Source organism: Cytobacillus sp. BC1816 (assembly GCF_051353635.1).
GTDB lineage: Bacteria > Bacillota > Bacilli > Bacillales > Cytobacillaceae > Cytobacillus > Cytobacillus oceanisediminis_C.
Genome location: NZ_CP195611.1, coordinates 4,705,816 through 4,719,432, shown reverse-complemented (window position 1 = coordinate 4,719,432; position 13,617 = coordinate 4,705,816). Strand labels below are relative to the sequence as shown.

General features: G+C 43.7%; 11 protein-coding genes, 1 pseudogene and 2 riboswitches. Of the genes and pseudogenes, 9 read left to right on the top strand and 3 right to left on the bottom strand.

Features of this window, described 5'->3' with window-relative positions; all coding sequences use genetic code 11:
* Window positions 1-67 precede the first annotated feature (67 nt).
* A complete protein-coding gene (locus tag ACR42H_RS23975) occupies window positions 68-1,168 on the top strand; it encodes an AI-2E family transporter (RefSeq protein WP_113883755.1) in 1,101 nt (366 codons plus the stop codon).
* A gap of 222 nt (window positions 1,169-1,390) precedes the next feature.
* Complete coding sequence (locus tag ACR42H_RS23970) at window positions 1,391-2,146, top strand: NRDE family protein (RefSeq protein ID WP_436373614.1); 756 nt, start codon at window positions 1,391-1,393, stop codon at window positions 2,144-2,146.
* A gap of 30 nt (window positions 2,147-2,176) precedes the next feature.
* Here ACR42H_RS23970 and ACR42H_RS23965 read toward each other — a convergent pair whose 3' ends face one another.
* Both ACR42H_RS23965 and ACR42H_RS23960 read right to left on the bottom strand, forming a co-directional pair.
* Complete coding sequence (locus tag ACR42H_RS23965; RefSeq protein ID WP_113883753.1) at window positions 2,177-3,592, bottom strand: PAS domain-containing sensor histidine kinase; 1,416 nt, start codon at window positions 3,590-3,592, stop codon at window positions 2,177-2,179.
* Window positions 3,593-3,718: 126 nt separating this feature from the next.
* Complete coding sequence (locus ACR42H_RS23960; protein ID WP_436373612.1) at window positions 3,719-5,161, bottom strand: PLP-dependent aminotransferase family protein; 1,443 nt, start codon at window positions 5,159-5,161, stop codon at window positions 3,719-3,721.
* A gap of 113 nt (window positions 5,162-5,274) precedes the next feature.
* On the opposite strand from ACR42H_RS23960, the gene ACR42H_RS23955 reads away from it, so the two are divergent.
* The 5 genes and pseudogenes from ACR42H_RS23955 (at window position 5,275) to ACR42H_RS23935 (ending at window position 10,424) form a co-directional block, all read left to right on the top strand.
* A complete protein-coding gene (locus ACR42H_RS23955; RefSeq protein WP_436373610.1) occupies window positions 5,275-6,189 on the top strand; it encodes a DMT family transporter in 915 nt (304 codons plus the stop codon).
* 72 nt (window positions 6,190-6,261) lie between these two features.
* Window positions 6,262-6,360: riboswitch (SAM riboswitch) on the top strand.
* A 102-nt stretch (window positions 6,361-6,462) separates the two neighbouring features.
* A riboswitch (SAM riboswitch) is annotated at window positions 6,463-6,563 on the top strand.
* Window positions 6,564-6,672: 109 nt separating this feature from the next.
* Window positions 6,673-7,703 (top strand): annotated as a pseudogene (locus ACR42H_RS23950) (methionine ABC transporter ATP-binding protein).
* Window positions 7,693-8,343 (top strand): methionine ABC transporter permease, encoded by a 651-nt coding sequence (locus ACR42H_RS23945; protein WP_436373608.1) that lies wholly within the window; start codon window positions 7,693-7,695, stop codon window positions 8,341-8,343. The pseudogene ACR42H_RS23950 and the gene ACR42H_RS23945 overlap by 11 nt, the downstream one beginning before the upstream one ends.
* 18 nt (window positions 8,344-8,361) lie before the next feature.
* On the top strand, window positions 8,362-9,189 hold the full coding sequence (locus tag ACR42H_RS23940) for a MetQ/NlpA family ABC transporter substrate-binding protein (RefSeq protein ID WP_436373606.1): 828 nt from the start codon (window positions 8,362-8,364) through the stop codon (window positions 9,187-9,189).
* Window positions 9,190-9,215: 26 nt separating this feature from the next.
* A complete protein-coding gene (locus ACR42H_RS23935) occupies window positions 9,216-10,424 on the top strand; it encodes a M20 family metallopeptidase (protein WP_436377059.1) in 1,209 nt (402 codons plus the stop codon).
* Between the two features lie 151 nt (window positions 10,425-10,575).
* Here the strand turns inward: ACR42H_RS23935 and ACR42H_RS23930 are convergent, their stop codons facing one another.
* Window positions 10,576-10,851, bottom strand: coding sequence for an alpha/beta-type small acid-soluble spore protein (locus ACR42H_RS23930; protein ID WP_436373604.1), 276 nt, complete (start codon window positions 10,849-10,851; stop codon window positions 10,576-10,578).
* Window positions 10,852-11,000: 149 nt separating this feature from the next.
* Here ACR42H_RS23930 and ACR42H_RS23925 point away from each other — a divergent pair, with 149 nt between their 5' ends.
* Complete coding sequence (locus ACR42H_RS23925; protein WP_009331867.1) at window positions 11,001-11,237, top strand: DUF2198 family protein; 237 nt, start codon at window positions 11,001-11,003, stop codon at window positions 11,235-11,237.
* Between the two features lie 393 nt (window positions 11,238-11,630).
* The gene (uvrB, locus tag ACR42H_RS23920; protein ID WP_113883746.1) at window positions 11,631-13,610 is read left to right on the top strand and encodes an excinuclease ABC subunit UvrB; all 1,980 of its coding nucleotides are present in this window, start codon (window positions 11,631-11,633) and stop codon (window positions 13,608-13,610) included.
* Window positions 13,611-13,617 lie beyond the last annotated feature (7 nt).

The following is a 13,617-nucleotide window of genomic DNA, read 5'->3' as shown; positions in this document are numbered from 1 at the left end:
CTTCTTAGGAGTAAACACGCGAATATGATATTCTTTAGTTAATCCATTCAAAGAAAAAGGTGACATTGTGGCAAAGAAAAAACTGCAATACTGGACTTTGCAATTGCTGCTTATCTTAACAATCATTTATGTTTCAACAAAAATTTCTTTTCTGTTTGAACCAGTGGGCATTTTTGCGTCAACATTGTTTTTTCCAATTATTATTTCAGGATTTCTCTATTTCCTATTGAATCCGCTGGTAAGATTGCTGCAGCGCTACAAGGTGCCAAGAACGGCAGCAATATTGATCATCTATGCAGCTGTTATCGGGTTAGTAATGCTGATAATTGGCAACATTGCTCCGCTTATCAGCAGACAGGTGACTGAATTATTCAACGACCTGCCGGGATATGCAAAGACGACAAGAGACTTTGTTAACTCAATGTCTAACACCGAAGAGTTCAAATGGTTTTTGGAGCAGGACTACATATCGATTGAAGAAATTGAAGCCCGCATTATGGAATATGCCAATACCCTGCCAAGCCGTGTGACGCAGGGGGTAGCAGGAATAGTCAGCCTGGTCACCAATATTGCCATTACAATTGTAACGGTGCCATTCCTGCTTTTCTATATGTTTAAAGACGGCGATAAGTTCCCTGCTGCTGTTTCGAAGTTCCTTCCTGCCTCTTACAGGGAAGAGGGGGTTAAAACGCTTAAGGAAACAGGGGAGACACTTTCTTCCTACATTCAGGGGCAGATTACAGTAGCATTATTTGTTGGAACACTCTCGTTTATAGGATATTTAATCATCGATTTGCCATATGCGTTAGTCATGGCGCTTGTTGTTGCCATAACCAATATCATTCCTTATGTCGGACCGTTTCTGGGCGGTGCACCTGCCGTAATCGTCGCACTTTTTGACTCGCCGACTAAAGCCTTTCTGGTGGTCGTAGTCATAGTGATTGCCCAGCAGATAGAAGGGAATGTGCTGTCGCCGCTGATTCTCGGAAAAACCTTAAACACACATCCGGCCACCATCATCATCCTATTGCTGGTTGCAGGCAATCTTGCCGGCATCCTCGGCATGATCCTGGCAATACCTACCTATGCTGTGACCAAAACGATCGTGTTGAATACAATTAGATTTTTAAGGGCGAGGAAGACAGCGAGGGAAGAAGCGGTTACTTAAATTGAGCAAGCTCCTTTTAAAGAAGGGGCTTTTTTTATTTCAGGATTTATCTAACATGATTCATTAAATTTGTTACAGCTTGTTGGGTTTTTCTGGCATGTTAAAAGTTTTATTTGGCATGATCTCTATTTTATCTAACATTTCACATAATTAAAGCGGTTATTTTTTGTTTTTCCCTCCCGAAAAGTTAGAATAATAAATAAAACGAAAGCAGTGATCCAAATGTGTTTAATCCTTTTCGGATACAAAGTCCATCCGGCATACAAGCTTGTTGTTGCTGCCAATCGTGATGAATTTTATGGGCGGCCGACTGCACCGGCCTATTTTTGGGATGACTATCCTGCCATTCTGGCTGGACGTGATTTAAGCAAGATGGGGACATGGATGGGTGTCACAAAGAATGGACGATTTGCAGCTCTTACAAATTACCGTAATCCGAACGAAGTGACAGATGGCAAAAGGTCAAGAGGAGATCTGGTGGCGGATTTCTTGAAAGGCAGTACTTCGCCTGCTGATTTTATGAAAGTAGCATCCGAACACCGCAGCAGCTATCCCGGATACAATCTGCTTGCGGGAAATTCGGAGGAGCTCTTTTATTACTCGAACGTAGAAGATAGAATAGAACAGCTCCAACCAGGAGTGTACGGGGTCAGTAATCATGTGCTGAATACCGGGTGGCGGAAGGTGAAAAAGGGGAAGGAAGGGTTATCTAAGATAATGGATCATGCATCAGGGGAAATTACGGAAGCCCTGTTCACACTTCTCCAGAATGCAGATCCTGTCCCTGATGACATGCTTCCGAAAACAGGAGTTTCACTGGAGTGGGAGCGGATTTTGTCTCCTTTATTTATCAAAAGCGAAGGCTACGGAACCAGGAGTTCAACAGTGATGCTGATGTCAGAGGGTGAGATTATTTATAAGGAAAGAGTACATATAGGGGATAGCCCGGAGGACCAGGAGTTTATTATTCAAAAATAAGAAGCCAGTTCAGACATCTGGCTTCTTTCATTAGGCTAGCGGCAAAGTAATCCTGACCGTTGTGCCTTCATTTTCCCTGCTGTGGATGTAAAGATTTCCGCCATGGTTTTTAATGATTTTTTTGCAGATCATGATGCCAAGGCCTGTGCCTTTTTCTTTTGTGCTGTAAAATGGCTCTCCCAATTTGGCTAGGCGTTCCTCGGGTATGCCAATTCCTTCATCCTCGACACTGATGATGACAGAATGGTCCTCCTGGCGGATATCCACGTTTATTTTTCCGCCCGCCGGCATGGCTTCAATCGAGTTCTTAATGATATTAATCAGCACCTGCTTAATTTTATCTTTTTCACATTTCACATAAAACTCGCCGGGTGACTGTGTTAGTTCGATTACGATATTCTCCATAACAGCCTGGCTGCTTAAGAGAGTGATCACACTTTTCACAACGTTTGTCAGGCAGGTTTCTTCCATTTCGGTTATTTGAGGTTTGGCGAGAACGAGCAGGTCATTGACAATGCCTTCAATCCGTTCCAGCTCACTTAAGATGACCTCCGCGAAATCGCCTTTATGTTCTTCATATAATAACTGTGTAAAGCCTTTTATGGCTGTAAGCGGGTTGCGGATTTCATGGGCAATGCCTGCGGCAAGCTGGCCGACAACGGAAAGTTTTTCAGCATTCTGCAGCTTTTCCTCCGTCTTCTTTTGTCCGGTTACATCTTTAATAATGATTTGGTAGACCTTTCTGTTCTTGAAAGTGGTTGGAATCAGCTGGACTTCGGCTTTTCTCATTTGTCCGTCAGTCCGGATTAGATTAAGCTCAAAATTCACACTTAGCTTTGTTTGCAGAAAATCATCGAGGGTGGAATGTTCTGAAGGAGGAATGTAGTCGTGGAGGGAGGTGCCGATCATCTCTTTGATGCTTGTGAATCCAAAAAGCTTTTTTCCTTCATTATTGATGTAGGTCCAAATCCCTTTTTGTGTCACCATTCCTATCGTATCCTTGGAGTACTCCACCAGAAAGCGGTACTTCTCCTGTGTTTCAAGAATCTCCTCTTCCATAATAATTCTCTGTGTCATATCCCGAATGATGCACATCATTTCTTTATCGTCATTAATGACTGAAAAATTGGCTTCAAGCCACAGATAATGCCCCTCCTTATGCCTGAAGCGAAAGGTCTCACGTTTATGCGGAAGCTGTTCGAGCTCGGCCAATGCCTCTCTTAAGAGATCCCGGTCATTTGGATGGCAGTATGTATAAAGGCTGCTTCGATAAAAGTCCTGCTGTGAATACCCCAGCGTCGGCAAGCTGGAAGGGGAGACATATAAAGCAATGCCTTCTTTTGTTACTCTTGCAACCACATCGCTGGAATGCTGAATGGCCAGCTGCAGATTCCTCGCTTCGACTTTGTCCGCGAATAAATCTGCTGGATTCTCGGTCATGATCATTTTCTGTCCCTCCTTTTTGAAAAATAGCACTTTTCCATCATTATACAATACATGTTTAGTTTGACATATAGGATAAATTTCACTCTATGCCAAACTGTGAAAAGGATCCCTTGTCAGGTACTATTCTCATAGGAGCTTTCTAATTTCCTCTCCAAGGATCAATATACCTTCCTGCAGTTCCCCCAGAGAGGCATAAGCATATGAAATTCGTATAAAATGATTCGGCCCGTCACTGTATATGCTGCCGGGATTAAGCAGCAGTTTTCTTGAAATAGCCTGCCGATAGAGGAGTCGAATTGGAATAGTAGACGGTACTTTCAGCCATATAAAAAACCCTCCCTCCGGAGAATTCCATTCTGCTATCCCGGACAGGTGTTCATCTAATGTATTTAGGGCAGTATGACGACGAACTCTCAGCTGCTCACGTACATTTTCCATATGCTTTTGATAGAGCCCGGTGGACAGCCATTTTTCAGCTGCCCTTTGTGATAGTGAACTTGAACCATAGTCAGTCTGCATTTTAAGATCGGCAAGCCGGTCGATAACAGGTTCAGGTGCTGCTACCCAGCCTATTCGAAGTCCGGGACTCAATGTTTTCGACAAGCTTCCCATATAAAGGACCTGGCCGTTTTTGTCCATTGCTTTTAATGGTGGAGGGGGCATTTCATCAAGCCAAAGCTCACGGTAAATATCGTCTTCCACAATTGGCAGCTGTTCTATTCTGCAAACATCAAGCAGTTCCCTCCTTCTTTTTTCTGTCATTAAAATTCCAGTAGGATTATGATAGGAAGGAATCGTGTATAAAATGGATTTCCCTTTTTCATATTTCTTCAAAGAGATGCTTTTCGTAATAATTCCCTCCTTATCCATTGGCAGGCCTTTTAAATTCATGCCTGATGAACGGAAGAGCTGTAATGAATATAAGTAAGAGGGCTTTTCCAGAAATACGGGTGCCCCTCTTTGCACAAGGCCCAGTGAAACAAGCTGAAGGGCTTGCAGACCTCCAGAAACAATAAGTATGGAGGAAGGAGAAGCGTATATTCCGGATGCTGCCAAATACTCACTGACTGCCTGTCTTAATGGCAAATATCCCTTTGGTTCCTCATAACCGAGTTCACTCAATTCATCAGCAGCTTCCTTTAAAACTTTCTGCATCGTTTGCACAGGGAAAATTTCAGGGGAAAGCTCTCCTTTGCTGAGCTGTATAAAAGCGGGATCCATTTCTAAGTCATTAATTTCCTGAACGATTTTTTCGCTTGCTCTGTGTATCCCTGTATCGATATATTCACTCCAGTTGGCAGACTGCCTGGAAGCGAGAAGTGTCCATGTATTATTAATAACCTTAGTGCCAACCCCTGTTTTCCCTTCTATTAGTCCATCTGCAGCCAGTTCTTCCAGAGCAGTGATAATTGTGCTTCGGTTTACTCCAAACTCCTCAGCCAGTTTCCGCTGGCTTGGAATTTTACTTCCGATTGGCCATTCACCTTTGGAAATCTTCTCTTTAATAGTCTCAATAATTTGCTGATATTTTGGCAATTGTGTTGTATCCATCCGCATAACCGCCTTCATGAAAATTGGCTGGCAAAATTCTTTCCTAATTGGTTGAGGACATTGTATCAGTTATTAACTATCATGAAAAGCAGCACAGATAATGGCTGGAAATGTTGATAAGGGGGATGAAGTTGGCTCATAAAAAACTAATGATAATCGGGGCGCATAGTTCTATCATCATTCTATGGGCATCCGCATTCCCGGGAATTCGGGCTGGGCTTGAATCGTACTCCCCGGAGCACCTTGCCCTTTTTAGACTTTTAGTTGGTTCCGCTGCACTTGGTGTCTTAGCGCTGCTGACAAAGATGCGCCTTCCGGATATGAGAGATCTTCCTGCTATTTTTATACTTGGATTCCTTGGTTTTACGGTTTATCACACAGCACTCAACATTGGGGAAAAAACAGTAAGCGCCGGGCCGGCAAGCTTGATTGTATCAATGACGCCGATCTTTTCGGCTGCTTTGGCTGCTCTATTTTTAAGGGAAAGGTTTGGAAGGGTAAGGTGGACTGGTTCCGCAGTCAGTTTTGCGGGTGCCGCACTTATTTCGCTTGGTGCAGGAGGCGGGTTTGAACTCCAAACCGGTGTTTTATTCGTCCTGCTTGCTTCCGTTTCAGAAAGCATCTATTTCGTGTTTCAGACTAAATATTTTAATAAATACGGATTTTTGTCATTTACATCCTATACGGTATGGGCAGGGACTAGTTTTATGCTGATTTATCTTCCAGGGCTTGGTAATGAGATCCTTCATGCGTCGGCCGAATCCACTTTTAGTGTCATCTATTTGGGGATTTTTCCAACGGTAGTTCCATATATTGCCCTCGCTTTTCTTGCGTCCATAGGAGGGACTTCTGAAGCGACAAGCTCTCTTTATCTGACACCAGCAATAGCGTTTGTCATTGCTTGGATTTGGCTGGGAGAGGTGCCGACTATATTATCCATTGCGGGTGGTATGATCGCTCTAGCAGGTGTGATGATTATTCACCGTAAAGATAGCTCCGTTAAAGTAACAGAAATTTTTGAAAATGAATCAAGTGAAAATATTTGAAATAATGATTGACATCCTTTTCTTTAAGGTGGTAAAGTAGTAAGCATATTAAACAACCGAATAATAAAAATCTTCTTATCAAGAGAGGTTGAGGGACTGGCCCTATGACACCTCGGCAGCGGACAGCATGTACCGTGCCAAATCCAGCAAGCATTGCTTGAAAGATAAGGAGAGGACCATTGATAAATGCTGCCCTCTTCTTTCTTTAGAAGAGGGTTTTTGTTTTTATCCGAAAAAAATGCATCAAGATTCTATTCATAAACATATGAATAATTCTTATCGAGAGAAGCAGAGGGAACTGGCCCAATGAAGCTTCGGCAGCAGGCAGACTGCACTGTGCCAAATCCAGCAGGCGATAGCCTGAAAGATAAGGAGGGGACTTCAAAAAACCTCTTCTGATGGAAGGGGTAAATTTCAGGATATAATTCTTAGTTTTCATATAGGGATAATTATATATAACATTTAGAAAAGGAGAGAGGCTGCATGATAGAGTTTCAGAATTTAAAGAAAGTCTATGAAAGCGGAGGCCAGCAGGTAGCTGCCTTAAATGGAATAGACTTAAAGATTAACAAGGGTGAGATTTTCGGAGTCATCGGCTTCAGCGGTGCGGGAAAGAGCTCTTTGATACGCTGTGTCAATTGGCTGGAGAAGCCGACTTCAGGAAAGGTCATTGTCAGCGGACATGATCTGACGGCTTTATCTGTAAGAGAAATTCGCGAAGTGAAAAGAAACATCGGGATGGTCTTTCAGCATTTTAACCTTTTAAACTCAAAAACAGTGTATGCCAATGTGGCGATGCCGCTCACACTGGCTAAGGTCCCAAAAGATGAAATCAAAAAGCGTGTCCATGAACTATTAGAATTCGTGGGGCTTGCAGACAAGGCGAACAGCTATCCTGATCAGCTGTCAGGCGGGAAAAGCAGCGGATCGGAATTGCCAGGGCGCTGGCGACCCAGCCTTCCATTCTATTATGTGATGAAGCAACTTCAGCGCTGGATCCGCAGACAACCAGCTCAATCCTGCAGCTGCTGAAAAAAATAAATAAAGAATACAACATTACTATACTGATCATTACCCATGAAATGTCTGTAATCAGAGAGATCTGTGATCGTGTCGCTGTAATAGAGGCAGGAAAAATTATCGAAGAAGGAACCGTCTTCAATGTCTTTTCCTCACCAAAAACACCAACAGCGAAGAACTTTGTCAGCACTGTCATGAATGATCAAATCCCTGACTCTATTAAAGAAGTGATTGAAAAACAGCAAGGGCTTCAAAAGGTATTTAGAATCAACTTTGTTGGAAATTCTGCCGGGCAGCCGCTCCTCTCGCAGGTTGCCAAAAAGTTTAATATCGACTTCAACGTCCTGTTTGGAAATATTACTGAACTTCAGGGAACGCCGTTTGGTAACCTGATTGTCGAATTCCAAGGTCCGGACAGTGAAATCAGACGTGCTATTCAGTACATCAGCCAGGAAAAAGTTTCAATAAAGGAAGTGACAACACGTGCTAGTTAACCAGGAAAAAATCATCGAAGCCTTAATCGAAACGATTCAAATGGTGGCATTCTCATTGCTGTTTTCAGCTGTTATCGGACTGCCGCTTGGCATATTGCTTGTCGTGACAAGGAAAGGGCATCTGCTGGAAAACCTTGTTGTTTTTAACATCATAAACAGCATTATTAATATTTTCAGATCGGTTCCCTTCATTATTTTAATGGTAGCCATTATCCCCATTACCAGGCTTATTGTTGGAACATCGATTGGTACGGCTGCAGCCGTAGTGCCGCTTGTCTTTTATGCCGGGCCATATATTGCAAGATTTATAGAAAACTCATTGCTTGAGGTAGACCCGGGAGTCATAGAAGCCGCAGAAGCAATGGGAGCAACACCGGGCCAGATAATATTAAAGTTCCTGATTCCAGAAGCACTTAGTTCGCTGGTATTAGGCTTTACAATTGCGACAATCGGATTGGTCGGAGCATCGGCTATGGCCGGGGCAGTCGGAGGCGGCGGGCTTGGTGACCTCGCCATTACCTACGGCTACCAGCGATTCGATACAACAGTCATGCTGATTACTGTTGCGATCTTAGTTGTCATGGTCCAAGGCCTGCAGTCATTCGGAAATATCTTATCCAAAAAAATAAGAAGAAGATAAATTAGGAGGAAACACATCATGAAAAAACTATTCTTAACATTCATTATTTTAGCATTGGCTGTGTTCACTGCAGCATGCTCAAGCACAACTGGCGGAGAAGAAACAAAAAAGATTAAATTAGGTGTCAGCGGATCAGATACACGCATCTGGGACTTTATTGCAGAAAAGGCTGAAAAGGAAGGCATTGAAATTGAGGTTGTCACATTCTCTGACTATGTGCAGCCGAACGTTGCCCTTGCAGAAGGCGATCTTGATGTGAACGCATTCCAAACAGTCGCTTATTTTGACACTTTTATTAAAGAGCATAATATGGATCTTTCACCGATTGCGACAACTGTTTTAGCACCAATGGGTCTTTATTCTGAAAAAGTAAAATCTGTAGAAGACATTCCGGAAGGCGGCAAAATTGCCATTCCAAATGATGCTTCAAATGGCGGAAGAGCCCTTCTTTTACTGGAGGAAGCCGGCCTGATCAAATTATCCGAGGACTATGACGGAAACCTGGACTTGAATAAAATCGTTGAAAATCCGAAGAACCTTGAATTTGTAGAAATGGTATCAGCGCAGACCCCGCGTGCACTTCCGGATGTCTCTGCTTCAGTAATCAATAACGGAATTGCCGTAGATGCAGGCTTTAACCCAACTAAGGATTCAGTTTTTATGGAAAGCGAAACCGCTACTCCGTATGTAAATATTATCGCTGTCAGAACAGAAGACAAGGACAACAAAACGCTTAAGAGAATTGCTGAACTTTACCAGGAAGATGATGTAGCTGATTTCATCACGAAAGAATATGACGGAAGCATGATCCCGACTTTTATTCCTTTAAGTGATATTGGCTGGTAAAAATTATTTGTAAAGGAGGAACAATGATGGCGGCACCTGTAAAAGCACTATCTGAACTGAAAGAAGCAATCAAGAAAAATGTTGAGGATAATAAAGAACTTTATCTTTCCGCAAGCCACCAGATCCATGCGAACCCGGAAATAGGAAATGAGGAGTTTTTTGCCTCTGGCTTGCTTTCAGGCATCCTTGAGAAGGAAGGTTTTGAAGTTGAGCGGGCAGTGGCCGGGCATGAAACAGCTTTCCTTGCCCGGAAAAAATCCGATAAACCGGGGCCGTCTATTGCATTCCTTGCAGAATATGATGCCCTTCCCGGGCTGGGGCATGGATGCGGTCACAATATCATTGGCACGACAAGTGTGGCAGCAGCCATTGCATTGAGCAAGGCTATTGATGAGACCGGAGGAGAAGCAGTAGTATTTGGAACCCCGGCAGAAGAAGGCGGCCCAAATGGAAGTGCAAAAGGCAGCTTTGTGAAGCATGGCTTGCTTGAAGGCATTGATGCGGCCCTAATGGTTCATCCATCAAACCATACCCGCCTGACCAGTTCATCACTGGCAGTTGATCCGCTTGACTTCGAGTTTATCGGCAAGCCTGCCCATGCGGCGGCTTCACCGGAGGAAGGAATCAATGCCCTTGATGCAGTTATTCAGCTGTTTAACGGAATTAATGCCCTTCGTCAGCAATTAAAGGATGATGTGCGAATCCATGGCATTATTACTCATGGCGGGGATGCTCCAAATATTATCCCTGAGTATGCAAAAGCCAGATTCTTCATCCGTGCTTCAAGCAGAACCAGTCTTAATGAGGTAACACGGAAGGTTAAAGCTGTCGCCGAAGGCGCCGCATTGGCAACAGGAGCAAAGCTCAATGTCATTGCTTTTCAAAATGAAGTTGATAACCTGCTGTTAAACAAGACATATGACCAAGTGTTTAAAGAAGTGATTGAAGACCTGGGAGAAACGGTCGTGGAAGGGGACAGAGATGGAATCGGCTCGACGGATGCAGGCAACATCAGCCAGGTGGTGCCAACCATTCATCCTTATATTAAAATTGGTGCTGATGATCTTGTTGCCCATACCGTTCCGTTTCGTGAGGCTGCAGCATCTGTAAAAGGAGACGAAGCACTGATAACCGGGGCAAAAGGGCTCGCACTCACTGCCTTCCAGCTGGTAACGGAACCGGAGCTGCTTAAATCCGTTAAACAGGAATATCTAGAGCGGAAGGCTGCTGAATAAGAACAAAAGCTATCCTTTTGCGGGATAGCTTTTCCTTATTTTAGTGAGTCATTTCCTCAAATTGGAGTGCTGTTCGGCCCCAAAATGCTGAATCTTCTCCTCCAATTAATTGCCTCAATTTCATAATGCTTTTCCAAAAGTTCGCGATTTCCTACTGTTCCTTCATCCGTTCCTGTGCCATTCGAATAAGCTCCTTCACCATACTTCCGCCAATCTTCCCGCCAACTGTTCCTGCCTGTTTGGATGTAAGACGGCCGTTATAGCCCGGCTTCAGTGGCACACCGGCCTCCTCGGCAATTTCATATTTCACGCCATCGGGGTTTTCACTGTCAACATGGTATCCCTGGTTTGCCATTACCTGATTTTTCAGCTGGTCTAATGCCGCTCTTGAATCCGGCACAAGCGGGCGTCTTTTTCTTCTTGCCATGATGCATTCCTCCATAATAAGTACTTTTTCTTATTATGTGAAAGAACAGAGGGAATAACCCTGAAAAAACTTGTACATCTGCTTATGAAAAGCTATTCTAATGATAGAAACCTTAAATTTTTGTGAATAAACAAAAGAAGGTGTTTTGGTTGGCATTAAAGTACTTGTCAGCTCTGCTGCTGCCTGGCCTGCTGGTATTGCTCTTTACGAGAGTAAGCTATAATCGTGTGATTGGGCTTGTATTGACGGTGGGACTGATTGCGGCTTCTGTCTATAAAGGGTATACAAATTCTTTTGCCTTGATTGTTATAGACGCACTTTCATTGACTGTCGGGTTTTGGTACGCTCAAAAACTGAAGCCCAAAACAAAGCCAAGTGCGGAATAATTTTTGCGGAACCTGTCGAATAAACGCATCGACAGGTTTTTTGTTTAATGTAATTTTAGCTGCATTAATGCCTGCGTAAAATCAGCTATTAATCAATATCAATCAAACGATTGATTTAATTTCAGGGGGTTAATCAAACGATTGATTAACCTTGCTTCGACATCTCCCTCAAAAATTCGGCATATTTCCCAAGCAATATTTTCTCGGCAAATTAAAAAAACGAATATCCGTTCGCATATTGTTGGTTTGTTTTAGGCTCTTTGTGGTAGAATGATGATATGAGTTTTGAGTAAAAAACTGACAAATCAGCCATGCATCCCGGATCTTAAATTCTTTCAATGCTGGTTTGTGATTAATATATAGATAAAAGTAATTTGAACGGGAGGCTTATAGGTGAAGGATCAATTTGAATTAGTTTCAAAATATTCCCCTCAGGGCGATCAGCCTGGGGCAATCAAAAAAATTGTGGAGGGAATTAATGCCGGCAAGAAGCACCAGACGCTTTTGGGTGCAACAGGAACGGGAAAAACCTTCACGGTTTCAAATGTTATACAAGAGGTTAACAAGCCGACGCTTGTCATTGCCCATAATAAGACACTTGCTGGGCAGTTATACAGTGAATTTAAGGACTTTTTTCCAAACAATGCTGTTGAGTATTTTGTCAGCTATTATGACTACTATCAGCCGGAGGCGTATGTGCCTTCTACAGATACCTTTATTGAAAAAGATGCAAGCATCAATGATGAAATTGATAAGCTCCGCCACTCGGCGACTTCTTCATTATTTGAGCGCAAAGATGTCATTATTATTGCCAGTGTGTCTTGTATATATGGTTTGGGTTCTCCTGAAGAATACAGTGAAATGGTGCTATCCCTCAGAACCGGCATGGAGATTGAGAGGAACCAGCTTCTTCACAGGCTCGTTGACATTCAGTATGAGCGCAATGATATCGACTTCCAGCGCGGTACCTTCCGTGTACGCGGGGATGTAGTAGAGATTTTCCCGGCATCACGGGATGAGCATTGTATCCGTGTAGAGTTTTTCGGGGATGAGATAGACCGGATCCGTGAAGTAGATGCCCTCACCGGAGAAATTATGGGTGAACGTGAGCATGTTGCGATCTTCCCGGCATCCCACTTCGTAACGCGTGAAGAAAAAATGCGGATCGCCATCCAGAACATTGAAAAAGAACTGGAAGTGCGCCTTGCTGAATTAAGAGAAAACGATAAGCTTCTTGAAGCCCAGCGCCTCGAGCAGCGGACCCGCTATGACCTTGAGATGATGAGGGAGATGGGGTTTTGTTCCGGCATTGAAAACTACTCCCGCCACCTTACATTAAGGCCGCCTGGTTCAACACCGTATACCCTTCTGGATTACTTTCCGGAAGACTTTCTAATTGTGATTGATGAGTCGCACGTAACTCTGCCGCAAATCCGCGGTATGTTCAATGGTGACCAGGCAAGAAAATCCGTGCTTGTGGACCATGGCTTCCGTTTGCCTTCAGCCATGGATAACAGACCGCTTACGTTTACCGAGTTCGAAAAGCATGTGAAACAGGCTGTCTTTGTTTCGGCAACACCTGGTCCTTATGAGCTTGAGCATACACCGGAAATGATTGAGCAAATTATCCGCCCAACCGGTTTGCTTGATCCTACTATTGATGTCCGTCCAATCGAAGGGCAAATTGATGACCTCATCGGCGAAATCCAGGATCGCATTCAGAAAAATGAACGTGTGCTTGTTACTACATTAACAAAGAAAATGTCTGAGGACTTGACAGATTACTTAAAAGAAATCGGCATTAAAGTGCAGTATCTGCACTCGGAGGTAAAAACGCTCGAGCGGATTGAAATTATCCGCGAGCTCCGTCTTGGCAAGTATGATGTGCTGGTTGGGATCAACCTTCTGAGAGAGGGGCTGGATATACCTGAAGTGTCTCTCGTTACCATACTTGATGCAGATAAGGAAGGTTTCCTCCGTTCAGAACGTTCACTCATCCAGACGATTGGACGTGCAGCGCGTAATTCGAATGGCCATGTCGTTATGTACGCAGACCGGATTACAGACAGCATGGAAAAAGCCATCAGTGAAACAAAGCGCCGCCGGTCCATTCAGAAAGAGTACAATGAGAAGCATGGCATCACGCCAATGACTATACAGAAGGATATACGCGATTCAATCCGTGCAACCCATGCGGCAGAAGAGCAGGAAGAATACCAGCCGTCAGCAAAGCTCGGCAAGCTGAACAAGAAAGAGCGGGAGAAGCTGATAGGCGATATGGAAAAAGAAATGAAGGAAGCGGCCAAATCCCTGAATTTCGAAAGGGCTGCCGAGCTTCGTGATTTAATATTAGAGCTGAAAGCGGAAGGATGACGTAAAA

Coding starts and splice junctions, on each gene's coding strand:
- ACR42H_RS23940 (WP_436373606.1), top strand. CDS start 8,362: ATGAAAAAACTATTCTTAACATTCATTATTTTAGCATTGGCTGTGTTC.
- ACR42H_RS23930 (WP_436373604.1), bottom strand. CDS start 10,851: ATGGCAAGAAGAAAAAGACGCCCGCTTGTGCCGGATTCAAGAGCGGCA.
- ACR42H_RS23965 (WP_113883753.1), bottom strand. CDS start 3,592: ATGATCATGACCGAGAATCCAGCAGATTTATTCGCGGACAAAGTCGAA.
- ACR42H_RS23970 (WP_436373614.1), top strand. CDS start 1,391: ATGTGTTTAATCCTTTTCGGATACAAAGTCCATCCGGCATACAAGCTT.
- ACR42H_RS23960 (WP_436373612.1), bottom strand. CDS start 5,161: ATGAAGGCGGTTATGCGGATGGATACAACACAATTGCCAAAATATCAG.
- ACR42H_RS23935 (WP_436377059.1), top strand. CDS start 9,216: ATGGCGGCACCTGTAAAAGCACTATCTGAACTGAAAGAAGCAATCAAG.